Raw genomic sequence first — 25,614 nt, forward strand, 5'->3', positions numbered from 1 at the left:
TACCCTAGGTTAAATCGAATGTTTGCCCATCCTGACTCAGAAATAATCGTGGCTCGTTGGTGATGCTCTGGCGAATCTGGGGTAATGCTTCATCAAAGCAGTGGTACAGGCCCAACTTTTTTAGATTGGATCGTGCTAATAAGCGCAAACAATCCGGTAAATCCCCATGGGATGCCTCTTTTGGCAATGAATGAAAAGCCGCACATTCTTGAAACGCCAAATCTGTATTGAGCATCAATGCTTCACTCTCAGGGGTAGCTCGACCATCTCCACTGTAGAAAAAGTGTCTGTCATCGATGGTTAAGCGAATGGCTCGATTCGCCATTTCGTGTTGCGTCAGGGCGGTTTTTATCGACCAATGACGCCACTGGAAGTCTTCTTCAATCTCGTGCCAACGGATCTCAAAACAAACATGGCGCTCCGGCCAGACTGCGAGCGCGACTAGGGATTCCAACGGCTCCTGTTGTTCTTTTTGACAAAAAATATCCAGTGCTTGTGTACGCTGCATACTTTTCCACTGATTGATTAGGGCCGCCAAACCAGAGCAATGATCAGGGTGGATATGAGTGAAATAAATGGCTTGAATGGCATTTATATCAGTATGGCGTTGCCACAGGGCCCTTGGCACCGTTGGTCCACAGTCGATAAGCCATTGGTTTTTATGCTTATCCTCAATCCGCACGGAAGAGGTATTATGGATTTTGGAAAAGGCACTACCGCAACCGATTACGTCGATTTTCATTTCTGCTCACCATACTGTCTTTTTAACTTAATTAAAATGTCACAAAGTTCCGACAAAGTAGGCATCAATAATGTCGCTTAGAGATTGCATTTTTTTTACAAAACAGTGAACACGTGTTCATTCTTGTAAAGCGACCACGTATTGGCACACTTTGGAGTGAAGTATGACGCGTTTGCATATCGATAACCTGCAAGTTGGCTACGGTAATAAGCGGATATTAAACAACATCAGCTTGACGGTAGAGCAAGGCGAGATGATGGCGCTACTTGGCCCATCAGGTTGCGGTAAGACGACATTGTTAAACGCATTGTGTGGCTTTTTGCCAATAAAACAGGGCGATATTTTTGTAGGACAACGGACGATCAGTCACCTGCCTGCAGAAAAACGCAATATCACCATGGTGTTTCAAAGCTATGCACTTTGGCCGCATATGACCGTGGCGCAAAATATCGGGTATGGCTTAAAGGTACAAAAGATCAAACAGAAAGAGATCCAAACACGGGTCAAAGCGTTACTCGATGTTGTCAAATTAACGGGCTTAGAAGAAGAGAAAGTGACGGCGCTCTCCGGTGGACAACGTCAGCGAGTGGCGCTCGCCCGAGCATTAGCGATTCGTCCTGATGTGCTGGTATTGGACGAGCCTCTATCCAATCTGGATGCCAAAGTCAGGCTGGCGGTTCGCCATGAAATCAAGGCCTTACAAAAACAACTAGGCTTTACTTCACTGATTGTCACCCATGACCAAGAAGAAGCCTTAGTGATGGCAGATCGAGTCGCTATTTTGAACCAAGGCAGTATTGAGCAAGTGGGGACACCTGAAGCGATTTACCATGCCCCTGCTAGCGCCTTTGTGGCGGATTTTATGGGGGCGGACAATCATCTGACTTGGCCCATTTATCCATCAATGGTGGGGGATTCATCGGCGATTACTATTTCTCATACTGACGTATCCCAACAGAGACAGTGCCAAATCTACTTTCGCAGCGAGGATGTATCGCTGTCCCCTCGTCTCACCGATGATGACAAAATAAGCGGGCTAATGATCCTAGGGGAGGTCATGCACAGTGCGTTTTTAGGTCATGATTACCGAATTAGTGTGCGTTGCGGAGCGCACACTTTTCAGGCGAATTACCAAGATAATTTGCCTGAAGCAACCTCCGTCAGACTACATGTTCCTGCTCATGCGCTGCATATCTTCGATCATCCAAGCGAAGCAAGCAACGCGCCACTCTCTAACGCCGTATCAGTCTAATCCATGAGGGATAATCATGTTTACTAGAACTAGCATTACCGTGTTTGCCGCCATCGGTCTTACTTCAGTGATCAGTGCCGCCCACGGGGAAACCGTATTAAATGTTGCCTCTGCTGGTAGCCAAAATATGGTGGATTATGTCAAAACCTATCTAGCGCCAAAATTCGAGGCGACGCATCCGGGGGTGACAATCAACGTCATTGGTACAGGCCCTGGTGATGCAGGATCACAGAAAATATATGAAAAACTGTCGGCTCAAAAAGACAGTAACCAGCCAACATGGGACATTGATGTCGCCGTTGTCCATCAAAAAATGGGTGGCGAAATGGTCAAAGATGACCTGCTTGCGAAGTATCGTTCACAGATCGACACTGGCAAATTAGTGTCTCGTGACAGTGCTAAAAATGCCCTAGGAACCAACGTTAATGGCTATGTTATGCCGATGTTTCACAGCCAAACAGCCATTGCCTACAACAGTGATTTTGTGAAGCACCCGCCGACCTCTTACAACCAGCTGGTGACCTGGACGCAACAGCATCCAAAGGCGTTTGGTTATAACGGCATTAAAAATGGCATGTCAGGAGTGAGTTTTGTGACAGGTTGGATTTACGCCTACGGTACCAATGCCAAAACCTTATCGAGCGAACCTTACAATAAGGCGAATGAGGCCAATTGGAAGCGTGCGTTTGCAAAGCTTAAAGCGTTCAACAAAAACGTTACCTTCACGCCGGGCAATGCTGGGACGTTAGATATGCTCAATCGCGGAGAGATTTTCATGGGCCCCGTTTGGGTCGATATGTTCTATAGCTGGAAAGCTCAAGGCAAAATTCCCCCTTCGATGAAGCTGAGTTTGATTGCCCCCGGTATGCCTGGCCAACCTATGTATTATGTGATTCCCAAAAAAGCGGCTCATCCCGAATTGGCGCGTCAATTTATTGAACTGGCGACCAGCCCAGAAGTGCAAGCACAGGGCATTGTGAAGCGCTTTAATTGGTACCCAGGGATTGATGCGAAATACGTGAAAAGTAAGCTGGATAAGGCGACTTGGAACAAATTGTTTGCCGAAATTACCCCCAAAGATTTATCGAAATATGGCAAAAGTTTCCCTATTGCCCAGTATTTTGATGACATCAAAGAGGGTTATGAGCGCCAAGTGTCAAATTAATACGGTTAGCATGACTAACATAGCAAGCGAGCAAGATGTGACTCGCTTGCTATTGATTTGAACTCCATCGATTGAGAGACACAGGTTTTATCTTATGCAACAAAAAGAAGCGCAGAAACTTTGGCTCATTGCCCCCGCCGCTCTCATGGTGAGTCTTTTCTTCTTATACCCTTTGTGCTTTTCGCTTTATTCAGCAGTGACTTTAGATGGAGCGCTAACTTTAAGCCACTTGGATAAGGCGTTCGAACTGTACTCAAAGGATATGCTGTTTACCGTCATTATTGTGCTGGTGTCCGTGACGTTATTGGCTATTTTATCGATTAGCATTGCGGCATTGATTACCCTGTCGCCCTTTCGTTCGGTGGAGGGCATATTGGGTTTTTTATACCGACTGCCTTTGTTTATCCCTTTTATTGTGGCCGCGCAAATGATGCGTACCTTTTTGGCCAAAAATGGCTTAATGAATAACGCGTTTGTGGCCTCAGGATTGATGACGCCCATGGATACCATCTCTTTTTTGGGTTGGAGTGGCATTATTATCACCTTTGTGTGGAAGCAGTTGGCTTTTTCGACGTTATTAATTTCTGGTGCCATGGCGGCGTTGGATGACGCGCAAATTCGAGCGGCACGTAATTTGGGGGCATCACGGTTGCGTATTTTATTTGGCATCATTTTACCGCAAATCGCCCCTTCTCTAGGGGTAGCGCTGGTCTTATCGACCGTCACCATGATGTCTGTTTTGTCAGTGCCCATGATGATTGGTACGGGTACACCAACCATGATCAGCGCGGATATGGCCTTCCGAGTGGACTCTTACGGAGATTATCATGTGGCGAATGCCTTGGGCTTGGTGTCTTACCTGATTTGTGCGGGGCTGGCCTGGTTTTATCTACGTCAAAGTCTAAAAGACAAAGGAGCCGCAGCATGATGGTGGCGCAAAGTGTCTCTAATAACATAGTATTAAAGCGGTTAAAACGTCTGCCGTTTGCAAGTAGCTTTTGGTTACAAATGCTGTTTATTCTGATTTTTTCTTTGTTATTGTTTGGCCCTATTATCAACTTATTGATTTGGACCGTCACCGAGGTCTGGTACTTCCCCCATGCCCTACCGACTCAATGGGGATTCAAATATTGGCATCAGGTCTTTAACCCTTACAGCGATGTGTCTGGCTCCCTGTTAACCAGCCTGCTGATTGCCGTATTGACCGTTGGGGTGTGTTTATTGGTATCTGTTCCGGCGGGTTATGCCTTATCGAAGCGCAGCATGCCATTGCGTGTTTTTTGGATGTTGTTATTTTTGATCCCTCAAGCCTTCCCGAACTTAACCGTGTACATGAACATTGCCCGTCTTTTCTATGGCTTTGGTTTAAATGGCACGTTATTGGGCGTGGTATTGGTTCACAGTGTTCACGGCTTAATGTTTTCCGTTTGGATCAGTGTGGCGGCGTTTTCAGCAACAGATCCCTTGTTGGAGCGGGCCTCACGTAACTTGGGCGCAGGACCGTTTTATACGTTTTTTCATATCGTGCTGCCTCAAGCGGCACCGGGGATTATGGCGAGTTGTATTTTTGTGTTCTTAGAGTCGTTGGACGAGTTTACCGGCACTTTCTTTGTGGGGGCGCCAGACATCACGACGCTGCCACTTCTTCTCTACAGTGCAAGTATGGAAGGTAACTATCAAATTGCCTCGATTACTGCTCTGATCCTGCTGGTACCCTCTATTTTATTCATGGTGGTGATCCACAAATTTATGAAACCTGAGATGCTAGCGAAACTGGGCAAATAAAATTTCAGGTCGCCTAAAGCGAGGCTTTAGAAGGTGCGCACCATAATGGCCTTATCGACCCCTTTGTCCTGTATTGTGTGTAACACTGCAAATTCGTGCTTTAAATACAGGGCCGTATTGTGTTGTTCGCATTGCAGGTAAAGAGAAGGAATCCCCTGCGTTTTCGCATGAGCAAACGCGTGGGTTAAAATAACGGACGAGTAGCCCTTACCTCGTTCCGCTGGTGGAACATATACCCCTCCAAGCCAGTGTTGGTAGTCTGGGTAGCTAGAATGCTCGTGAAACTTTAATTCTGCCACCGCGAGCAGAGTCTCTTTATCATGCAGTACAAACGTTAGAGGAAACGCTTGCCTGCTTTGCGCCATGGTGGAGACCTTGTTCTCAACATCGACAACGGACTTGCCTGGCGGCATTAAATACCCCCATTCACTGAAATACCACTGAGCAATAGTGGGAATAAAGTGTTTTTGATCGGCTAAAAATGAGACTTTCATCATCGTCCTAAGGTTGTCCTTACTTCTAAATTAGCTCTAACTTGAGCTTTTTACCTAACGCTTTCGCGGCATTATCCAAGGTATGCAGCGTGATGGAAGTATTGTTTGGGTCAAGTAGCCTCTCCAATCCAGAACGGCTTGTTTTCATTAACTTTGCCATCTCAGTTTTAGATAAATGCTCGTGCTCAATTTTTTGCTGAATCTGCCATGCCACTACTCGTTTTATAGCGATTGCATTGGTTTCAGCCAGTATGCCTTCCTCTTCTAAGAAATCATCAAAGGAAGATCCGATGTGTTTGTTAGTCATTTGTGGAACCCTCCTCTATTAGCTCTAATGCAGAAGCAAGCTCTACGTAGTCCTTGTATTGCTCTGATGTTATAGAGTCAACTTCGTAATGACAACGCAATATTTTAAACCAGAGTAAACCTTTTTCTACATCTGATAAATTCCCTCTGATCATTTGGCTGAATAATCTTGTTATGGGAGAAGTTTCCCCGTCTGAGTTTTCATCTAATTCATAAATGCTATAAGTTTTTTTACCGAAGTGTTCTATAAAACATTCTTTGAGGTACTCCTTAAATAAAATTGTATAAGTATCGTAGTCCCAGTAATTAGGACTAGGTGTTCGATTGTTAGGTGATATTGTGGTGATATCCTCTTTGGGATTAGTATGCATTTCAATTATTGACTCGCAACTATCAAACCGCATTTCTAGATAGCCAGAAAGGCCAAGGTCTTTACCTTTATCATCTCTGTACTCTAACTTACCTGAAGTTATTTTATGAAATAACTCATTATTTTCTTCATAAAAGCACAGCAAAATTGTTAGCATTAAAATATCAATCTTGGAGCCTTTAGGCATATTGGAAATGGTTGCCACAATTCGATCCGCAATCTGAATCGCTGTTCTCGGTAGCATTTTAAATGCGCCGAGAATCACTGAAATATTGCTTAGGGTAACGCTTGCATCTTCGTTTGGTGGCAGGATTTGAATTCCCTTCTTTGTGAAGTACTCGCCTGATAATTTGCTAATATCGGTATGCACTTCCAAAAAGCTTTTTAGATCTGGTGCTTTGAGACTAAATCGGCTATTAAAAAAGCGGCCAAGATAAAGATGAGCATTGAAGCCTTCCCCATAAATGGCTTTTACTGCATGTTGAAGTTGCTCGGTATCCGTCGCGACAACAAAGACAATGCCTTTGATATCAAAGATATGCTTGATGGTTTCGAGCATTTCGACCGCATAGCTAGGGCGACAGCGATCTAATTCATCAATAAAGATAAAAGCTGGGTATGTGAGCTCCTTATGGAGAACAACATTTTCGACCCATTGAGCGACAGACTTCTTTAAATCGTCAATGGCCTTGGATTTGGAATCATGTTCATCTATTAGATATTTCACTGCTTCAGCAGCAGCGTCACTTAGATCAATGGAGTTTGCATCAGTATTAGCTGTCGAACCATCTTCGTTTGAAGTGAAAAAGGTGATTACATCAAAATCGAGGTGCTTTTTAGAAAAGCTTCTGAGTATTCCGGGAGCAGCTGCTTTAAGAAGGCCTATCAGCTTTTTAGGCAATTGAAATTCAGGACTATCTTCAGGCATATTCGCCTGTTCTCTAAGCTGTTTGACGATGGACGAAATCGCCGTCATCAACGGATCGTCAGAATAGTCTTGTTGCCATGCATCTATATAAACAGTGGGAAAGTACGCTTTAAGATCATGCGACCAACGTTTTAGAAAATAGGTTTTGCCAGAACCCCATTCGGAGTTCAGGTTGAGCACATAATTACGCTTTTCATCGCCTGATTCTCTAGTTGTGTCGTAACCTTGTCCCACGAGAAGCTGGGTTAAAAACTCGGCGTATTTGGCACGGTTTAATGTATCTCTAGGAAAAGACTCGCCATTAAATTTTAGTTTATCTGACCAACTTATAGAGATATTTTCTGGCATTTTTAGGCGTCCTAGCGTTAAGTCGGTAGTTGTTCAGATTAATAATGATAACGGCACTGCACTATGTATAGGGTGTTGTCATCGACTTTATAAACCAATCGATGTTCTCTATCTATACGACGTGACCAGTATCCCGACCAGTTGTGTTTTAGTGGCTCTGGATCACCAAGCCCATCAAACGGCTGGCGGGTGATGTCTTTGATTAATGTATTAACGCGTTTGAGTGTCTTCTTATCTTTTTTTTGCCAATAAAGATAATCATCCCATGCATTTTCAGCCCAAGATAATATCATTCCTCAATCAGTTCCCTTATCTGTGTTTTGCCTGCTTCCACTTCGATAATAGCTTCGTTTAAACGAGAGGCGTTTTTTGGACTTGCCATTAAATAGGCCGTTTCTTCGTAGGCTTGAAAGTCTTCTAAACTAATAAGTACAGCCGGTTTCCCGCCCTGACGAGTAATGAGCACGGGTTTGTGGTCATCATTCACTTTATCAAGCGTACTAGCAAGGTTTGTTCTAAATGCTGAATAACTTAGTGTATCCATTGGGGGACTCCTTAAAAAAAGTACTTATAATTGTACGTGTACTTACTTTTGTACGCAATGAGTGTGCTCTCGTTTTTTACTTTAATCTTATGAGTGCTGATAAACATATCAGGGCCAAAACCAAAAAACCGACTCTCAGTGTTATCTGATGTCGGTTTTGATTTTTAGTGCAGGCGCTTTAAAGCCGAGCTACTTTTCTTTTTCGCAGGTGGAAACGCCAAAAGGCAAATAAGCTGGGCAAATTTTAAAGATGCCTGTGCCAATGAGAACTACACCGATCAAGCCCCACCATGAATGAAAATAGACGCCTAGTGCAAGAACGATGGCGCCTGCTATGATTCTGGCTATTCGATCTGTCTTACCTACGTTACATTTCATCGCTTTCTCCTGTTAGGTTTACTATGAATCGTGCTGCGAAAACAAATAAAACAGACACGCCTGTGCAATCCCTTTGGTTTCACCATACGCCCTATGCTGGAGGTAAGCTAAAGCTTTAGACGTTAATTGATTATTATTTGATCTATGTTATGGAGATCGACGGATCTAAAGGGGTTAACGATAAAAATGACCTCACGTTTAATATCGGAGGCCGTGTTGCTGAAGCTTGGCATCGTATTAGTCGACTTCAGTGGTCATGTTTAAGTTAAGCGGATGGTATGCTTGATTTCCTGTCTGATAACACGCTGTTTTCTTCTGCACATAAAAAAAATCGGTCTTGCTTTCACAAGGCCGATTAAAAATGCAACAAAACAGCATCCGGGAGGGGATTGGTGCTGGTTGCGTTTTTACCCCTTTCTAGGATGGCAAGAGGTAAAACTGGCGGACTAAACTAAGTCAACTGAATGAATCGAGTCGCTTAGTCTTCGTCCCATGTTTCATTTCTAAGGTTAATTACGGATTAAGTAATCAAACGCGCCAAGGGCCGCTGTGGCACCAGATCCCATTGAAATGATGATCTGTTTGTATGGCGCAGTGGTTACATCACCCGCTGCAAACACGCCAGGCATAGAGGTTTCACCATGCGCGTTGACAACAATTTCTCCACGGTTGGTCAGTTCTAACGTGTCTCTTAGGAACTCGCTGTTCGGTACCAAGCCGATTTGTACAAAGATGCCTGCAACATCCACCAGATGAGATTCATCAGTACGGCGGTCGGTGTATTTCAAGCCGATAACCCGTTGACCATCGCCAAGTACTTCTGTGGTCATGGCATTTTTGATGATGGTCACGTTTGGCAGGGATTCTGCTTTTTTCACTAAGACATCGTCAGCACGTAAAGTGTCGCTAAATTCCAAAACGGTAACATGTTTGGTGATACCCGCTAGGTCAATGGCTGCTTCGATACCAGAGTTCCCCCCACCGATTACGGCGGTGTTTTTGCCCTTGAACAATGGGCCGTCACAGTGTGGGCAGTAGGCGACGCCTTTATTGCGGTATTCTTGTTCACCTGGTACGTTCATTTCACGCCAGCGCGCACCTGTTGCGAGTACGATGGTTTTACTCTTGAGTACCGCACCGTTTTCGAGTTCTACTTCAATAAAGTCTTTCTTCTCAATGCGAACCGCTTTTTGTGCTTTGATCAAATCCACATCGTAATCAAGAACGTGTTGCTCTAAGTTGGCGACCAGTTTTGGTCCTTCGGTTTCTTTGACCGAAATAAAGTTTTCGATGGCCATGGTGTCACCCACTTGTCCACCAAAGCGTTCTGCCACTACGCCAGTACGAATACCTTTACGAGCAGAGTAAATGGCAGCCGATGCGCCAGCAGGGCCACCGCCAACCACTAACATGTCGTAAGGGGCTTTTTCAGCCAACGCGGCGGCTTGTTTCTCACTGGCACCTGTATCTACTTTGTTCAAAATTTCGGCTAATGACATACGGCCTTGGCCAAATAATTCACCGTTTAGGTAAACCGATGGTACGGCCATGATTTCGCGCTCGTTGACTTCGTCTTGGAACAGGGCGCCGTCGATCATAGTGGTCGTGATGTTCGGGTTTAACACTGCCATTAAGTTCATGGCTTGCACGACTTCAGGACAGTTTTGACAAGTCAATGAAATATAGATTTCAAAATTCAGTTGACTGGTTAAACCTTTCGCTTGCTCAAGAAGCGCTTTATCCGCTTTAGAAGGATGGCCGCCAGCTTGTAACAATGCTAAGACAAGAGACGTGAACTCGTGCCCCATTGGGATGCCTGCAAAGCGTACCCGTGGCGTTTCGCCTTTAGGGGCAATGGCCATTTGTGGCGTACGACCTTGTGGATTTTCGTCGACGATCAGGTCGATTTTGTCGTTTAACTCGCTGATTTCACGAGCTAAATTTAATAATTCTTCAGCTTTTTTAGAGCCATTGATGGACACAGTAATCTCAATAGGATTAATAATGTTCTGAAGATAAGTGTCCAGTTGTTGCTTAAGATTTGAATCTAACATGATTTAGTAATCCGTCTATTCTGAGTGTTTTACTGTGTAGTACTAGGTAATACTGAAAGTACGCTGTTCGCTTGATGCGCTAAGCGAAGTAAGAGGAGACTGCCCCTCCCAGAGGGGACTCGAAGGAGCAGTCTGAATCCAGTTAGCTTAGATTTTGCCAACTAGATCCAAAGAAGGAGCAAGAGTTTCTTCACCTTCTTTCCATTTCGCTGGACATACTTCACCTGGGTGAGCTGCAACATATTGAGCCGCTTTTACTTTGCGAAGTAGGTCTTGTGCATCACGGCCGATACCTTCAGCAGTGATTTCCATTGCTTGGATCGTACCTTCAGGATCGATCAGGAAGGTTGCACGGTCAGCAAGACCTTGTCCTTCACGCATCACACCAAAGTTGTTTGTGATGTTGCCTGTTTGGTCACCAACCATGTAGTACTGGATTTTGCCGATGGTGTCAGAGCTGTCGTGCCACGCTTTGTGAGTGAAGTGAGTGTCTGTAGAGACAGAGAATACTTCTACGCCACGAGCTTGAAGTTCTGCATAGTTATCAGCAACATCGCCAAGTTCTGTTGGGCAAACAAAAGTAAAGTCAGCTGGGTAGAAGAAGAATACAGCCCATTTGCCTAGTACGTCTTTTTCAGAAATTTCTACGAATTCGCCATTTTTGAAAGCAGTTGCGTTGAATGGTTTGATTTGAGTATTGATCATTTTGTATTGCTCCTAGTTAAATCGTTTTTGTGTTACCAACGGGGTTTATAATAGGAGACTTATTCAAATTATTAAAATTGTTATTTTTTAGATCTTTGATTAGGAAAAACTATTGGTGGGTGATGTGTTTTGTCATCCATCTTGTGATGGTGTCTTTTGCATTCTTGTTCGCCTCCTTGTCTTGCTAAAGGAAGGGGCGCTAAGAGGAAGTGCGATTTTTTTGCCGCACAATGGCTTTGATAATGCGTTGCAACTCGTCATCCAGTGCGCTTAGCGCAGTGCTGTAATCTCCTGCTTTAATAGCTTTTTCCAACTCGGCGGCGCGATGCATGAGCTCTGTCATACCGATGTTTCCTGCATTACCCTTGAGGGTATGGGCCAGACGAGGGGCTTCTTCTGGATCATCGGAATGGATCGCCTGATGGAATTGATCGACAAAATTCTGCTGTCTGTCCTGGAAGCGAAATAGTAGACGCCATAAGAAGGCCTCATCATTTTGTGTGATGCTAAGCGCGACATTTAGGTCAATGCCTTCTAAATCGTGGAGGTCGGGTTTTTCCTCTGTGCTTGGCTGTGTTTGCTTGTTGGCTGGCGCTTCGAGAGTCGTTGATTGCTCTGCGCTGAGTGTGGTTGGCTGCTCTTCGTCGTCATTTTTAGGCATTGTCTGTTTCACTCTTGGTATAATCCATTTCCTGAGCGTATAGAACATGTTATCGACTTGAATGGGTTTCGATATATGGTCGTTCATACCGCATTCTAAGACTTTTTCTTTGTCGCCGGTGAGCGCGTTTGCTGTCATGGATATAATGGGTAAGTTTTGGTATTCAGGCATTTGTCGAATCAGTCTCGTGGCTGTATAGCCATCCATAACGGGCATTTGGCAGTCCATCAAAATGCCGTCATAGTCGTTGTTTTGGAGTTTGTCTATCGCTTCTTGTCCATTGCTTGCCGTGTCAACGGTTAGGCCATTTTGAGTGAGTAGCTCCATGGCAATCTCACTATTAAAAGCGTTATCTTCGACGAGCAGGATATGCGCGCCGATTAATGAAGAGCGATGTTGACTGGTGTGCATGGATTGAGGCTGGATGGGACGTTGCTCTAGGTCTAACGCTTGCTGTAGGGCTTCATACAAAGTGGATGGTGTAACGGGTTTAGTTAGGTAGCCACTGATATTGACGTCTTGGCTGGCGTTTCTGGCTTCTTCCAGTCCATAGTCGGTAACAATCAGAATTTTTGGCGAGTGAGCGCTGGGCCCCGCGTAGTCTTGTAAGGCACGACACGCTTCAATACCATCCATCTCTGGCATCTTCCAATCCATTAGAATCACGGTAAATGGGGCGTTTGCGGGGGCTTCTTTGATCAAGGTAAGCGCTTCTTGTCCTGATTTTGCCACGCTTGAGCTTAGGCCAAAACTGGTTGCAAGGTTTTGCAATATGTCTCGTGACGTTTCGTTATCATCGACAATGAGTATTTTATGTTGGTTTGGTAATTGATACTCGGGAGAAAGCGTCATACCAAGGTCAAAAGGGAGTGTGAAATGAAATTGGCTGCCCACATTCGGGGTACTTTCAACCCAAATATCCCCTTTCATAAACTGTACTAGCTGTTTACAAATGGCCAACCCAAGGCCAGTTCCACCAAATCGTCGGGTGGTGGAGCTGTCTGCTTGTGAGAAGGATTGAAACAGTCGTTGGCACTGCTCTGGCGTCATACCAATTCCGGTGTCTTTGACACTGAAATGCAGAATGACTTGGTTTTTATTTTGCTTAAACAGTGCGATATCGATAATGATTTCCCCTTTTTCGGTGAACTTAATCGCATTATTCCCCAAGTTTAATAAAATTTGCCGTAACCGTGTTGGGTCCCCGACTAAGTCTGATGGTAGCTCAGGCGGTATGTTGAAAAGCAGCTCCACAGCTTTTTCTTCTGCTTTCAAAGACAAAATATTAGCCACATCTTTGAAGACATTCTCTAGGTTAAAGGGCGTTTCTTCGATTTCTAATTTACCGGCTTCTATTTTAGAGAAGTCGAGAATGTCATTAATAATCCCCAGCAGCGATTCTGCTGAGGTACTGACTTTTTCGATATAGTTACGCTGTTTGTCGTTTAAATCGGTGAGCAAGGCCAGATGAGACATGCCGATAATGGCATTCATCGGGGTACGTATTTCGTGGCTCATATTGGCTAAAAAATCGCTCTTCGCTAGGCTGGCTTTTTCTGCTATGTTTTTTGCCACTTCTAGTTCTTTGGTACGGTTCTGCACTTCGCTTTCTAATTCTTCTTGGTGAGCTTTAAGCATGTCTTCTGCGGCTTTTCGTTGGCTGATGTCGTGCCAGCTACAAAGCACAGCAGGGGCATTGGAGAGAACGATAGCGGCCATGATGACTTCCACATCGATGGTATTGCCTTCTTTATCTTGGAAAGTCCACTCGAAGCGATGGAAGCCTTCGTCTTGTACCATATTAATGAGGTGTTCAAGCTTGCCATTTGACGCAGCGCCGTCGTGCTGAAATTGTGGGCTGAGATCTTCTATCGGCATGTTTTTTAGGTCGTCTATTGCTGCGTATTTCAGTTGATGGCAAGCGGCTTGATTTGATTCAACGACTTTACGTTCACTGAGTATCCATACTGGGTCTGGAGACAGTTCAAACATGGATCGAAAGCGATGTTCGCTTTCGGCGAGCGTGGCGAACTGTTTTGACATGCGTCTGGAAATTAAAATGGAAATAATCAGCAGCAACACAATGCTGAATAGTGCCCCTTTAAACATGGTATCTGCGAGGGCTTTTAAACGTTGTTGCACGGCGTGGTTGACGAGTTTCGATTGCGTCTGAACTTCAGACCCGATTTCATCCAAGTAGTGGGGTAAGGTGTGAAACGCTTGATTATATTGACTTGTTAGCACTTTGCGCTGGGCCTCTAATTGCAAGGCCTGATAGCGTTTGAGGTATAGGCTGGTGCCATTGGAAATAATAATATTACGCTTTTTGATGACTTGATAACTGTTTCCAAACAGCGTTTTGAAAAGATCCTCCTGCAACTTTGATGTTTGCTGGTAATATATGGGGTAGTTCTCTTTGAGCCACATATTGAGCTGAGATAGGTGGTTCAAAGCGGGAAGTATTTGATTATTTTTGATGTCATCCAACGTATCCAGATTCGAATCATGTATTAATTGATTGATGACCAGTCGTAGTTCGGCAATCCTCGCTTGAGCCATATATAAACCGCTGCTCAAGATTTCCTTATGATGTTCCATATAGTCGATGGCCGCTTGCGTTTTTGCTGACCCTGTCGCGTGGTTGTATTTGTATATATACGTCGCTTCCGTCAAACGGCTTTGCCCATATATCTGGCGGAATAGCAATCCTAAGTTATGCAGGTCAGTCTCTATGTGCTCCTGTAAGTGAAGCTGTTGATAGTCGTCTACAAAAGCAGTTTCTTTGATTTTCCATGTTTGTATATCAAAGGTGATGCTTTGAATTTTCTGTGTGACTTCATCAATTTTGGTCAATACATTAACGAGTTGGGGGTTATCTTTTGCAACGTTATTTAAAATATCCAACGCTCGGTTAATGCGATTTAATGTAGTCGCGTTGGGAGCTTGATAGGGTTGATCACTATCCAGCATTTTATTTAAAACGGTTTGTTGCTGCGGGAACAGTTCGCGTAACTCTGTTGTGGCAAAGAGCAGATTCTCTTGTATGGTGGTGATTTTTCGTTGGCTTGCCCGTAATTCTTTAACACTATTCGATAAAACGACAGCGGCTAATAAGGTTGTCACAAGGGCAACACTGGCAAGCAGCCAAACTAAAAAGTTAACACCACTTTTTCTCGAGAGAAAGTCACTTTTCATGATGAGGTCCTGCTGGCAAGAGTTGGCCCATGTCCGTGAATTTAATGGGAATATATTGCCCGTTTTTTAGGTAAGTAAGCCAAACGCTGTGGCTAGCTTGGTGATGGGTTGTGTCTAATCGCAGCGGACTGCCTAGTCCTAAATCAAATTCCCCAAGACTTTCTAGTGCGTCGATGAGGTTGTATTGATTGATATAAGGTTCTTTTTCCAAGGCCTTAATCAGAATACGAGTGCTGATATAGGACTCGAACATCAGAGCCGTAGGGGTAACGGTGTCTTGTTTGTTTTTGGGCAACGTGGCTAAAAAGGTTTTTTTATCTGCTAAAAACTCTTGAACAATCGGTAAATCAGTTTGTTCCAACGGCGGGACAACGCGAGTTATGAAGACTCGCGCATCGACATCTTTGAGTGAATTAGCAAAGGTGCTTGTGCCAACAAAAGAGACGCCGATAAACACGGGGTCTAAGCCATAGTGTCGGACTAGGCGGACAAATTTTGCAGCGGGTTTGCCACTGGCAATAAGAAAAATATATTTTGGCGTTGGTGTGACCATCAGTAAGTCAGCAACTGCATTTTCCACCAAGGCGGCATCACGGTCATAACTGACTTTTAAATATTGTGGATTGGCCTCATGAAGGTGTTGTTGTAATAAATGATCAAGCCAACTGGCGCCACCGTATCCAATGGTGTTGTCTTGTGAGAAAAGGACTAAATCGTGAGATGAGAACGGGGCGACAGCCATTAATTCATTGAAGACACGTATGACTTCTTCTTCATAGCTGCTGCGATAATTAATGATATAGCGAAAGCTTGGGTCTTCAGCGGGTGGCCTTAAAAAATCGGAACCACTAATAGGCGCGTATAAAGGGAGTTTTTCTTGTAGGGCAATCTTGGCGCTCACGACGGCAGTGGGGGTGCCAACATTATTGATCATCCCAATGATATGCTCCTTTTCAATCATCTCGCGAATATTTTTGGCTGTTTTTTTGGGGTCATAGGCGTCGTCTTTGTAGCTAATATTGAGAGGGATGTGATACTGATTTTGGTAACGCTGCAGTCCTATGCTGATGCCTGTTTTGACTTCTTGTCCCATGCTGCCATTAAGCCCCGAGAACGGCATGCTGGAGCCCAGTGTAGGGTCCGCGACGGCGGGAGGCATCACACACACAAACGCACTCATAATTAGCCAAAAGGGGGCCTTTTGGAAGAGCAGAACAAAGATGCCCTGTCCTCTAATATTGTTCATTTGTCGGGCCCTTTTTACGGTAATACTCTAACAAACCAATCAACTCTCCTCGTTCGTTATAGAGTGGAACCTTACTGATGATTCGAATGCCTAAATGGCCTTTTGGAAACATAAATGGCTCTTCCATATCGATTTGTTTATAGCCTGTGTTTAGCACGGACGTATTATCAGCGTTATATAGCTTTTGCTGTTCAATTGGAATGAAACTTTCGCCTTTTGTGCCGATGATCGAGGACTCTTCCTCAATCCCCATGTCCGCTAAATAAGCGGAGTTGGCACCGCGTATGATTAAATCTGGATCGCGCCAAGCAATACGATAAGGCAAGGCATTCATTACGCTTTTTAACATTTGGGTATCTTTTTGGTGTTGCGATAATTCTGCCGCTTCTTTATCACTGGTGCTTTGTTTCAGTTGTTGGTAATCCGTGCGTATTTTTTGGATAAGGGTCTGGTTGGCCTGATTTTCTTTCATTGCCTGATGACCAATCTTCCACACGCGATAGGCTTGATAAACCAATTCGTCGTATTCGTCTTTGGCTGAGGTACTATTGAATTGGCTTTTAAAGGGGGAATCGTGCGTGATGTTTTCTTCTATGATCTTGTCAAAGGTGCGGGTGAGGTGTTGAATGCGTTTTGTTGTGAGTAGATGGCATACAATGATAAGACAACTGGCGATGGCCACACTGATGCTTAGATAGAACGCCAAATAATGCAAGAGAAGCTTGCTGTCTGTTTGAGATATTGGGCTTAGATCAGTATAGAGTGTTAATACCCCCAATTTAGGTAGATTCTTGACGTCGTTGTAGAATAGTGTTTTCGATACGGATGAGTCTTCCATATCAAGCGGTTTGGTACCGAAACGTAATTGCCCACCGTCTTCTGTTGTCAGCACCGCAATAGATACACTATCAAACTGTGACAGGGCTTTCATTTGCTTATTGGCAAGTTGTGTGTCCATGTTCCACAAACTTTCGGTGAGCATGGGAGAGAAGAGTTCGATGGCTTTATGGAGATTGGCAAAGGCGTTTTGTCGAGATTTGGCTTGCTCCAGTTTGCATTCCCCCAGCGCCATGACAACAGAAAACACCAGACAAATAATCGCGCTCCAACCAACCAGTCGAAGGGTAATGAGTTTCCCCCATTTTGCTTTTGTCTGTGTTGCTGGTGTTGTTTTCATAGGCCTTCTGTATTATCACGCAAGCAAGAATAAGTGCTCCGCTGGTTGTCTGTTCACATATCGCTTTCTTTCAGTCTAGTAATCTCTGGGAGAAATGCATGAGTATTTTGATGACAATATGACGTCAAGCGCCAATAAAGAAAATGGGCAGGCTACCAACGCTCGTTTCCCCTCATATTAGGAAGAAAGCGCGTTGTCACCTGCGTGTCGAATGGTCAGTGACGGGGCGAAAAGAGCCGCTTGATATGATCGAGTTGCTGAAGACGATCGGTTGTGGCTTGCTGGATTGACGTGCTTGCAAAGCGCACCAAATCTCCTGGTTTACGTTGTGCTAGTAGGTCGCCTCCGGCGAGAGTAACACAGCCTATTTTGGGATAACCGCCAATGGTTTGTCGGTCATTGAGCAGGACGATGGGTTGACCATCTTGTGGAATTTGAACCGCACCGTAGGCAATGCCTTCTGAGGTAATTCCACGGATGTCTTTGCCAATCGGCGTGCCTTCCATACGATAGCCCATGCGATCACAGTGACTTGATACGCGGTAACGGCTTGAAAAGAAAGTCTCGTGATCGGCCGTAGAGAAATCCGTCGATTGATAACTCAAAATAACGGGGATGTCCTGCTGACTATAATCGGGAATATGGTGACGCGGCACGCGCATTTGTCGATGTTCGTTGCTGCTTTCATAAGCAATGGAATCGCCTACTTCTAGCTTCGCACCGTTACCATGGAGGCCGCCAAGGTGCTCTCGCACTACCGTCGAAGTACTGCCTAGGGTGGGTTGACAAAGAAAGCCGCCTTTTACCGACAAATAAGCACGCAGTCCCCAAACGGGTTGATGAAAGCTTAAAACATCCCCTTGTTTGATCGCATAGGTTTGCCAAGGCAAAATGGATTGCCCGTTTAGGGTGGCACCAAGATCCGCCCCAGTTAAGGCGATACTGGTTGGTGCTTGGGCTTCTAGCGAGAATAAGCCAAAGGTGATTTCAATTTGCGAGGCGTTTTCATCATTATTGAGTAACGCATTGCCCCAGCGAAATGCCATTTCGTCCATCGGTCCGCCTGTGGTTAACCCCGCCGCTTGATAGCCAAAACGGCCTAAGTCTTGAATCAATGCCAGCATGACGCTTTTTTTAACATTAAAAGCCATCTAACTCGCCTCCTTGCGCTAAAAACGCTTCTCGTGAAATCGCTTCGAAGCGGACCGAGTCTCCGGTAGCGATGAGGCCTAAATGTTCACTGCTCCAATCCACGAGTTCCATTGGCGTGCGACCGATGATTTGCCAGCCGCCAGGGGTCACACTTGGATAAACGGCCGTTTGGTTTTCGGCAATGGCGACACTGCCTTTGGGCACTTGGTGTCTGGGGGTGCGTTTGCGTGGAATATGAAGTTCGTCGGGCGTGCTGCCTAAAAAGGAGAAACCGGGTGTAAAACCAATGGTATAGGCTCGATAGAGGGTTGCGCTGTGACGCTGAATCACCTCTTCTGGTGTCATTTGGCAATGGGTGGCGACCTCTTGAAGGTCGGGGCCGACTTCATTGCCGTAATACACAGGGATCACGACGACCTTGCGTTGATCCAAGGGGAGCGCTGTTTGCTCTGACGACGCGTTAAGGATGTTTTCAATGTCATCTAGCTGTTTATGCTGTTGTTCTGCTGGTGTTTTGAGGGTTAGCAAAATCGTTGTATAAGATGGGATCAAATCCTGTATGCCATGGAGGCGTTTTAACTGGCGTGTTGTCCAGAGGATTTGATCCGCTGTTTGTTCATTGATTTGGCTGCCAAAGCGTAATAAATAGGCTTCTTCGTTGACCTGCTCAATGGTAGGCTTAGGGAACGTCATGTCTGGCTCGCTTAGGCTTTGTTTTGCTTGCTATTGTAGTAGCTTTGGTTGGTGCGGTTAAATTCGTCCACAATGGCACGTAACTTGGTGACCGCTTCTACCGCGTGGATGCCATCGCCATGAACGCAAATAGTGTCGGCCTGAATGGCTAAGGTTTTTCCTGACCCTGAGGTTACGGTGCCAGATTCACACAGCTGTTTCACTTGTGCTTCGATCAGTTCGAAACTGGCGTGCACAGCGTTCGACTCTTTGCGAGGCGTGAGTCGTCCTTCATCGGTATAGAGTCGATCCGCAAACGCTTCAAACCAAACAGTGAGACCATATCGTTTGGCCATGGCTTTGATCTGTGGTGCTTCTGGTACGGCGCCGACCATTAAGGGCAAGGTCGCATCCAGTTCACTTACAGCTGCCATTACGGTTTCCAATATGGTGTCGTCTGCCATCATTTGGTTGTACATAGCGCCGTGAGGTTTCACATAATCTACCTGAGTATTTTGGCTCTCACAAATCGCCTTTAAGGCACCGATTTGATACTGAATAAGTGCTTTTAATTCAGCAGGCAAAATGTCCATATTGCGGCGCCCAAAACCAACTAAGTCAGGATAGCCTGGGTGAGCACCGATACTGACATTATGCTGTTTTGCCAAGGCCACGGTTTTTGACATAGTAAGGGGATCGGACGCATGAAAACCGCAGGCGACATTCGCCTGATCAACATGAGGCATGATCTGATCGTCCAAGCCCATTTTCCACGCGCCAAAGGCTTCGCCCATATCGCAATTTAATTTCATGTTAAATACCTCTTATCCTTCTCAATGCATGATACCTGATATTAAATGATGGTGAGATCCATATCCAATAGATCAGTGACAAGCATTTTTCCTGGCGCGTTCGTGATGTAAATAGGTGGCCTTGCGTTTTGCACGGCTATTTGTGGGGTGATGCCACAAGCCCAAAAGATGGGCACCTCGCCTTCTTTTATACTCACTGCGTCGCCAAAGTCAGGTTGCGCCAAATTGTTGATACCGATATCGCTTGGCGTACCAAAATGCAAAGGGGCGCCGTGTGCTTTGGGAAATCGTGAGGTGATCTGAATAGCGCGAATGGCATCTTTTGGGTTATAAGGTCGCATCGTGACGATGGTATTGCCAAAAAAACGTCCAACAGGAACCGTTGCAATGTTGGTTTCATACATGGACACATCGACCTGTTCTTCTATATTGCGTGGGGTTAGTCCCACTTGGGATAGGGCGTTTTCGTAGGAAAAAGAACACCCTAAAACAAAGGCGACAAAGTCGTCTTGCCAGAGGTCGGCAATGTCTGTGCAACGGTCTACTTTTTTACCATGGTGATAGATGTAATATTCAGGAAGGTCGTAGCGCAGATCGATATCGTTTCCCAACTCGGTCAAACGAAACTCGCCTACGTTTGAGACGCCAATTAACGGACAAGTTGTTGGGTTTTTCTGACAGTATAGGAGAAACTTATCTGCCCAATCCGCAGGTAAAATAACCACTTTACCTTGCATTGCCCCTGTTGCTAATCCGCTGGTTGGGCCGTTGTACTGTGCACTTCGGATGGCTCTTCTTAGCTCATGGGTCTGTTTTAGTAAAAGTGGCGAGCTCTGTCTCATGGCGTAGAGTCCTTAACTGTGCCTTGATTGGCGTCCTTTTTAGATTAGAGCGTCCTCTGGTATAAGGTCTAATCTTGTTTTTTGAGATGAGTTAAAACATTTTTATCGAGTTATGATTTTCTGCCGCTTTGCGACAATTTCCCAAGGTGGCGACCCAGACAAAGGTTTCTAAACGTTTGTGGTTCAACGTATTACTCCTCGTGAGAAATGAAGGCGCAGCTTAATAAAATAACGCCTTGCTAATAATATAGTGGAAAAGCGTATAAAGACTCATAATGATCCGCAATATTTTTGTCAAAGGCACCACTGAGTCGTTGGTGGCGTTCAAGGCTTAGGGTATGCTGTTTGCTTCTTAGAATAGGTAACAAAATGAATAGAGTGCTTTCTTTCTTACTAAAGGGGCTGGTGGCGGTTTTACCCCTTGGCCTGACGGTTTATCTGATTTACTGGTTATTGGCGACAGGAGAATCCTTAGCCAAGCCCATTGTCCTTTGGCTGTTACCTCACAATATCTACTTTCCGGGGTTGGGGTTAGCGTTCTCGCTTGGCATGCTGATTTTAGTGGGCTTTCTAGTCAATCTTTATGGCATTCGTTATTTGGTCACACTGAGTCAGAATATTTTTGAGCGCATTCCTTTGGTGAAATCCATTTATGGCGCGTTTAAAGACATGATGATGGTGTTCAATCTGTCTGAAAAGAAAGAGATGAAAAGCGTGGTGTCGTTGGAATGGAATGGCGCGCAAGTCATCGGGTTTATCACGGGGGAAAAAACCGGAGAGCGTTTGTTTGGTGACCAAGACTTAGTGGGAGTGTATGTGCCCTTGAGCTATCAAATCGGCGGCATTACGTTATACATTTCAAGAGACCGTTTAACCGAGCTGGATATCGGCGTGGAAGAAGCCATGCGTCTGGCGCTCACGGCGGGCATCCAAGCCGATACTCGTAACAAAGACAGCAAAAGCTAAGCCATACGGTGCTCACATCGTCTGTTGTGATTGAGGACCTCTCACCATGTGCGCCCTTCCAATGGTTATTCCAGTTTCTTTTTAAAGCGCAAGGACGCCACGATCAGTCCGCCAACCGCAAATAAGCCGAGCCACAGGGCATCTTTTCCTAACAGGACAATATTGGCGTCGCGTAGGACGATGGCGCGAATCATGCGCATAAAATGCGTGACAGGCAGGGCTTCCGCGATCCATTGGGCAGGCACTGGCATGGCATCATAAGGAAACATAAAGCCAGATAACAAAATCGATGGCAGTAAGATAAAGATGGTCAATTGCATGGCTTGTAACTGTGTTTTGACGATTGTGGAAATCACTAAGCCAAGGGTTAAACTGGCAAAAATAAAGAGAATGGCTCCACTTAGTAGTGACAATAATCCACCTTGTATCGGTACAGAAAAGACCCAATGGCCCATGGATAAAATAATGGCGACTTGGACCAGCCCAACGAGAATATACGGGGCAATCTTGCCAATCATCAGCTCCATGGGGCTCACTGGCGTGGTAATCAAGAATTCCATATTGCCCTGTTCATGCTCGCGAACAATGGCCGCTGAGGTGAAGAGAATCATCGTCATGGTCAGAATCACCGCCACTAACCCCGGCACAATATTCACCACCGTCCGCTGTTCTGGGTTGTAATACTGCACGATCGCAAAGCTGGCAGTTGGTCTGACAGTATTATGATCCGCGACCTCATTGAGTGGCATGTCCCTCAGGGCGCGAATGGCTGAGGCGATAACCGTATCCGATCCGTCGACGACCCATTGCCCAACGGGGCGAGTCAGTGGGGAGTCTGTTTGTTTGGCATCATATCTGGGGTGACCAAACAGTCGGCGAGTCATATCCGGGGGCAAATAGAGAAAGGCTTTAATGTTTCCCCTTGTTAAAGCGGTTTCAGCGTCCTTGATGGATCGGTAGCGAGCGACAAAATTGACCGATTGAGTGGCGGTTACTGCCTGCTCAAGGGCGCGACTTTCTGCCGTTTGGCTAAGGTCTACCAAGCCTACGGGAATATGTCTGGCGTCGGTATTGATGGCGTAACCGAACAACATCAGCTGCACCAGTGGGATCATCACGATCATACCGAACGTCATTCTATCCCGTGACAGCTGTTTTAGCTCTTTGATAAATACCGCCAATATTCTAACCCACATGACGACCTCCGGTGCTAGTGACAAACACATCTTCAAGGCTGGGGCGCGTCAGGGCGATCTCTCTGTCAGCGCTAAACTGTTGGATAAAAGCCAGAGGGTCTGTCACGTCTTTTTTGACCAATATTCGTAAATTAGAGCCAATTTGCGCAGCAGAGAGGATTTGTTTCTGCTCTGTAAGGCGCTGTTTTAACTGACGTAATTGATCCCCTCTGATTTCTACAACCGCTGCCGGCATGGTGTCCATGAGCATTTGCGGTGAACCATCTGCGCGTTTGTGGCCTTGCTCCATAATCGCGAGAGCATGGCAGCGTTCGGCCTCATCCATATAATGGGTGGACACCAAAATGGTAGTACCAGTGGAGGATAAATCGAACAAGCGTTCCCAGAATTCGCGACGGTTTTCAGGGTCAACGGCTGACGTGGGCTCATCGAGAAACAATAACTCGGGGGAATGTAAGGTAGCGCAAGCTAATGCCAGCCGTTGCTTCTGCCCACCACTCATGGAGCCGGCAAACTGTTTGGCTTGTTGTTCAAGGTCGTAAAGGGTAAGGAGCTCTTCAATACGGGCTTTTTTGCGTCGCCCTGAAAAGCCATAGATGGCGCCGACAAAGTTGAGGTTCTCTCGCACGGTGAGATTATCGTACAAGGAAAATTTTTGTGTCATGTAACCAATACGGTTTTTAAGTGACTCTTCATGGCCAGCTAACGGTGCCCCTAAGATGCTCACTTCGCCTTCGCTGGGCACAAGCAGCCCGGTTAATAAGCGAATCGTGGTGGATTTACCGCAGCCATTGGGGCCTAAAAAGCCATAGATGCAGCCCTTAGGAATTGCTAAATCCAATTGGTTGACGGCAACGCTGTTTCCAAAGCGTTTAGTAAGCCCTTTGCTTTCTATGGCGTAGGTCATCTCAGGTGGCTTATTGGGTGTCGCGTGGTTCATGGCAAGTGCACCTCCACTCCTAGCCCGGTTGGGAGCGCCTTGGCATGTTCAAGATCAATGTCAGTAAGGTACATCAAACGGGCTCTGTCCCGTTCGTTTAACGCATAGAAGGGCGTGTAGGCAGGTTGCGAGCGGATATTACGTACGACGCCTTGTATGGGCTTGTTGATGCCATCGGCGAAGACGGCAATTCTATCGCCTACATGAATCTGGGTGCGCACTGTCGCAGGTAAATAGATTCGGGCATAAGGGTGGCCAGTTTTGATCAGGTTCACCAGCTGAGTCCCCGCGATGACATAATCGCCGGTGTGCCAAGGTAAGGTGTCGATCACTCCATTGCTTGGGGCTGTGATGGTTAATTTATCCCGTGCTCTTTCTTGCCAGACTAATGCCGCTTGGGCGGCTTTTACCTGATCTTGGGCTTGTGAGATGTCTTCTTTTCGCGCACCGTTTTTCAATTCTAGCCATTGATCATAAGCCTTTTTTGTCTCAGCCGTGGTTCGGTCTCTGTTGGCTTTGGCGCTATCCAAGGCGGCTTTGCCGATGACCTTGGTTTTATACAGTTTGGCGTTACGTTGATAGGTCTGTTCTGCTTCTCTACTGGCCGCTTGTGCGGATTGCAATGTGGCAAAAGCGGCGTTTAATTGTTCGGGTCTGGTTCCTGCGATGAGTTTGTTAAGGGCGGCGTTGGCCTGTGCCAGTTCGGCTTGACGTTGACGAACCAATGCATCGGCTTGACGAGTATCTAATTGCAGTAGACGGTCGCCTTTATGTACCACTTGGCCTTCGTGGACATCGACCGAGGTGATTTGTTCGGAGGCAGTTGCCGACAAGCGAATTTGGTCTCGCTCAACAGTTCCCATGGCTCGCGGCCCCTCGTCTGATTGGCAGGCGCTGACGCTAACAAGCAGGATCAACGATAGAGCAATGGTGAGTAGCGGTTTCATGGCTCCCTCCGGTCATTGTTGTCATTAGGGGATTGGTTGGAAAAGGTGAAAAGCCCTTCTTCGAGGAGAGTCTGGTTGTGTTCCGCTAGGGCCATTAGCCAGTCTTCGTTGACTTCCACACCCAGTTTATTCTGGATGTATTTAGGGGCGAGTATGGGGAACACCATCAGGCTAATAAAACTCAGACGAATCCAATCGGGGTTAAGATTGGGGTTAATTTGGTTATGTTGGGTAAATGCTTTGATCCAGTTTTCTGAACGCTTAATGATGTTGTCCACTGAGGCGGATAAAATAGCAAAGGCTTCAGGGCTGTCTTGTTGATTAAGAACCTGTTGAATAAGCTTTGGTAACATGGGCGTCGCAGCAATCATTCGATAATAGGTCTGCATTAAACGCAGCGGATTGAGAGGGACTTGAGGATCAATGGTGGTTTGAAACTGGGCGATAACGGGAGCTAGTGTTTCTTGTACCGTGGCCTCAAAAAGACCTGCCTTTGAGCCAAAATAGTAGCGAATCATGGCGGCATCGACTCCGGCGACTTGGGCGATTTTTCGTATCGATACCTTTTCAAAGCCTTCTTGGGCAAAGCTCTGTCTTGCCGCGTCGATCAAGCTTTGACGCGCCGACTCTTGATCCGTCTCAATGCGTTTAGGACGACCTTTTCGCGTTGCCATATAAGGCTCCTTTATTAATTCATCCATTGATGAATATAAGCCATTTCAGCGTTAGACGTTATG

General features: G+C 45.8%; 25 protein-coding genes. 5 read left to right on the top strand and 20 right to left on the bottom strand.

All coding sequences use genetic code 11. The features are described from left to right. Positions 1 to 4 precede the first annotated feature (4 nt). On the bottom strand, positions 5 to 742 hold the full coding sequence (locus AC0VYI_RS00845; RefSeq protein ID WP_475446637.1) for an MBL fold metallo-hydrolase: 738 nt from the start codon (positions 740 to 742) through the stop codon (positions 5 to 7). Positions 743 to 905: 163 nt separating this feature from the next. Between AC0VYI_RS00845 and AC0VYI_RS00850 the strand changes: the two genes are divergently transcribed. The 4 genes from AC0VYI_RS00850 (at position 906) to AC0VYI_RS00865 (ending at position 4,944) form a co-directional block, all read left to right on the top strand. After that, a complete protein-coding gene (locus AC0VYI_RS00850; RefSeq protein ID WP_475446638.1) occupies positions 906 to 1,994 on the top strand; it encodes an ABC transporter ATP-binding protein in 1,089 nt (362 codons plus the stop codon). A gap of 16 nt (positions 1,995 to 2,010) precedes the next feature. Continuing rightward, on the top strand, positions 2,011 to 3,159 hold the full coding sequence (locus tag AC0VYI_RS00855) for an ABC transporter substrate-binding protein (RefSeq protein WP_475446640.1): 1,149 nt from the start codon (positions 2,011 to 2,013) through the stop codon (positions 3,157 to 3,159). A gap of 94 nt (positions 3,160 to 3,253) precedes the next feature. Beyond that, a complete protein-coding gene (locus AC0VYI_RS00860) occupies positions 3,254 to 4,087 on the top strand; it encodes an ABC transporter permease (protein WP_475446641.1) in 834 nt (277 codons plus the stop codon). Then, positions 4,084 to 4,944, top strand: a complete 861-nt coding sequence (locus AC0VYI_RS00865; protein ID WP_067345059.1) for an ABC transporter permease — start codon at positions 4,084 to 4,086, stop codon at positions 4,942 to 4,944. The genes AC0VYI_RS00860 and AC0VYI_RS00865 overlap by 4 nt, the downstream gene beginning before the upstream one ends. Before the next feature lie 26 nt (positions 4,945 to 4,970). Here the strand turns inward: AC0VYI_RS00865 and AC0VYI_RS00870 are convergent, their stop codons facing one another. From AC0VYI_RS00870 to AC0VYI_RS00940, 15 genes are all read right to left on the bottom strand, one after another. After that, a complete protein-coding gene (locus AC0VYI_RS00870; RefSeq protein ID WP_475446644.1) occupies positions 4,971 to 5,441 on the bottom strand; it encodes a GNAT family N-acetyltransferase in 471 nt (156 codons plus the stop codon). Positions 5,442 to 5,463: 22 nt separating this feature from the next. Next, entirely contained in the window at positions 5,464 to 5,745 is a 282-nt protein-coding gene (locus AC0VYI_RS00875; protein ID WP_475446645.1) for an XRE family transcriptional regulator, read from the bottom strand. Beyond that, positions 5,738 to 7,390: a KAP family P-loop NTPase fold protein gene (locus tag AC0VYI_RS00880; protein ID WP_475446646.1), complete on the bottom strand. Its 1,653-nt coding sequence runs from the start codon at positions 7,388 to 7,390 to the stop codon at positions 5,738 to 5,740. Before AC0VYI_RS00880 ends, AC0VYI_RS00875 begins: the two co-directional genes overlap by 8 nt. A 38-nt stretch (positions 7,391 to 7,428) precedes the next feature. Beyond that, complete coding sequence (locus tag AC0VYI_RS00885; protein ID WP_475446648.1) at positions 7,429 to 7,683, bottom strand: Txe/YoeB family addiction module toxin; 255 nt, start codon at positions 7,681 to 7,683, stop codon at positions 7,429 to 7,431. After that, positions 7,680 to 7,934 carry a type II toxin-antitoxin system Phd/YefM family antitoxin gene (locus AC0VYI_RS00890; RefSeq protein WP_475446650.1) on the bottom strand — a complete coding sequence of 85 codons (255 nt, stop codon included), beginning with the start codon at positions 7,932 to 7,934 and terminating at the stop codon, positions 7,680 to 7,682. The genes AC0VYI_RS00885 and AC0VYI_RS00890 overlap by 4 nt, the downstream gene beginning before the upstream one ends. 189 nt (positions 7,935 to 8,123) lie before the next feature. Further along, complete coding sequence (locus AC0VYI_RS00895; protein WP_475446652.1) at positions 8,124 to 8,312, bottom strand: YgaP family membrane protein; 189 nt, start codon at positions 8,310 to 8,312, stop codon at positions 8,124 to 8,126. Positions 8,313 to 8,821: 509 nt separating this feature from the next. Next, entirely contained in the window at positions 8,822 to 10,366 is a 1,545-nt protein-coding gene (gene ahpF, locus AC0VYI_RS00900) for an alkyl hydroperoxide reductase subunit F (RefSeq protein ID WP_475446654.1), read from the bottom strand. Between the two features lie 147 nt (positions 10,367 to 10,513). Continuing rightward, positions 10,514 to 11,071 (bottom strand): alkyl hydroperoxide reductase subunit C, encoded by a 558-nt coding sequence (gene ahpC, locus AC0VYI_RS00905; RefSeq protein WP_199475603.1) that lies wholly within the window; start codon positions 11,069 to 11,071, stop codon positions 10,514 to 10,516. A 199-nt stretch (positions 11,072 to 11,270) separates the two neighbouring features. Next, the gene (locus AC0VYI_RS00910; protein WP_475446656.1) at positions 11,271 to 14,927 is read right to left on the bottom strand and encodes a PAS domain-containing hybrid sensor histidine kinase/response regulator; all 3,657 of its coding nucleotides are present in this window, start codon (positions 14,925 to 14,927) and stop codon (positions 11,271 to 11,273) included. After that, the gene (locus AC0VYI_RS00915) at positions 14,917 to 16,173 is read right to left on the bottom strand and encodes an ABC transporter substrate-binding protein (RefSeq protein WP_475446657.1); all 1,257 of its coding nucleotides are present in this window, start codon (positions 16,171 to 16,173) and stop codon (positions 14,917 to 14,919) included. Before AC0VYI_RS00915 ends, AC0VYI_RS00910 begins: the two co-directional genes overlap by 11 nt. Then, positions 16,160 to 17,350 (bottom strand): PAS domain-containing protein, encoded by a 1,191-nt coding sequence (locus AC0VYI_RS00920; RefSeq protein WP_475446659.1) that lies wholly within the window; start codon positions 17,348 to 17,350, stop codon positions 16,160 to 16,162. Before AC0VYI_RS00920 ends, AC0VYI_RS00915 begins: the two co-directional genes overlap by 14 nt. A gap of 215 nt (positions 17,351 to 17,565) precedes the next feature. Then, positions 17,566 to 18,501, bottom strand: coding sequence for a 5-oxoprolinase subunit C family protein (locus tag AC0VYI_RS00925; protein ID WP_475446661.1), 936 nt, complete (start codon positions 18,499 to 18,501; stop codon positions 17,566 to 17,568). Beyond that, on the bottom strand, positions 18,491 to 19,195 hold the full coding sequence (gene pxpB / locus AC0VYI_RS00930) for a 5-oxoprolinase subunit PxpB (protein WP_475446663.1): 705 nt from the start codon (positions 19,193 to 19,195) through the stop codon (positions 18,491 to 18,493). The genes AC0VYI_RS00925 and pxpB overlap by 11 nt, the downstream gene beginning before the upstream one ends. A gap of 11 nt (positions 19,196 to 19,206) precedes the next feature. Then, complete coding sequence (locus AC0VYI_RS00935) at positions 19,207 to 19,986, bottom strand: 5-oxoprolinase subunit PxpA (protein WP_475446665.1); 780 nt, start codon at positions 19,984 to 19,986, stop codon at positions 19,207 to 19,209. A 41-nt stretch (positions 19,987 to 20,027) separates the two neighbouring features. Beyond that, on the bottom strand, positions 20,028 to 20,828 hold the full coding sequence (locus AC0VYI_RS00940) for a putative hydro-lyase (protein ID WP_475446667.1): 801 nt from the start codon (positions 20,826 to 20,828) through the stop codon (positions 20,028 to 20,030). Positions 20,829 to 21,197: 369 nt separating this feature from the next. Between AC0VYI_RS00940 and AC0VYI_RS00945 the strand changes: the two genes are divergently transcribed. After that, positions 21,198 to 21,794: a DUF502 domain-containing protein gene (locus AC0VYI_RS00945; RefSeq protein WP_475446669.1), complete on the top strand. Its 597-nt coding sequence runs from the start codon at positions 21,198 to 21,200 to the stop codon at positions 21,792 to 21,794. Between the two features lie 65 nt (positions 21,795 to 21,859). Here AC0VYI_RS00945 and AC0VYI_RS00950 read toward each other — a convergent pair whose 3' ends face one another. From AC0VYI_RS00950 to AC0VYI_RS00965, 4 genes are read right to left on the bottom strand one after another with little or no spacing between them, the layout of a single operon-like run. Continuing rightward, positions 21,860 to 22,990 carry an ABC transporter permease gene (locus AC0VYI_RS00950; protein ID WP_475430468.1) on the bottom strand — a complete coding sequence of 377 codons (1,131 nt, stop codon included), beginning with the start codon at positions 22,988 to 22,990 and terminating at the stop codon, positions 21,860 to 21,862. Further along, the gene (locus AC0VYI_RS00955) at positions 22,980 to 23,930 is read right to left on the bottom strand and encodes an ABC transporter ATP-binding protein (protein ID WP_475446671.1); all 951 of its coding nucleotides are present in this window, start codon (positions 23,928 to 23,930) and stop codon (positions 22,980 to 22,982) included. Before AC0VYI_RS00955 ends, AC0VYI_RS00950 begins: the two co-directional genes overlap by 11 nt. Beyond that, the gene (locus tag AC0VYI_RS00960; RefSeq protein WP_475446673.1) at positions 23,927 to 24,877 is read right to left on the bottom strand and encodes an HlyD family secretion protein; all 951 of its coding nucleotides are present in this window, start codon (positions 24,875 to 24,877) and stop codon (positions 23,927 to 23,929) included. The genes AC0VYI_RS00955 and AC0VYI_RS00960 overlap by 4 nt, the downstream gene beginning before the upstream one ends. Then, positions 24,874 to 25,551, bottom strand: coding sequence for a TetR/AcrR family transcriptional regulator (locus tag AC0VYI_RS00965; RefSeq protein ID WP_475446675.1), 678 nt, complete (start codon positions 25,549 to 25,551; stop codon positions 24,874 to 24,876). Before AC0VYI_RS00965 ends, AC0VYI_RS00960 begins: the two co-directional genes overlap by 4 nt. Positions 25,552 to 25,614 lie beyond the last annotated feature (63 nt).

The sequence above is a fragment of the Marinomonas sp. 63XJN7_9_ISO-PGPR-S23-217 genome, from assembly GCF_056173515.1.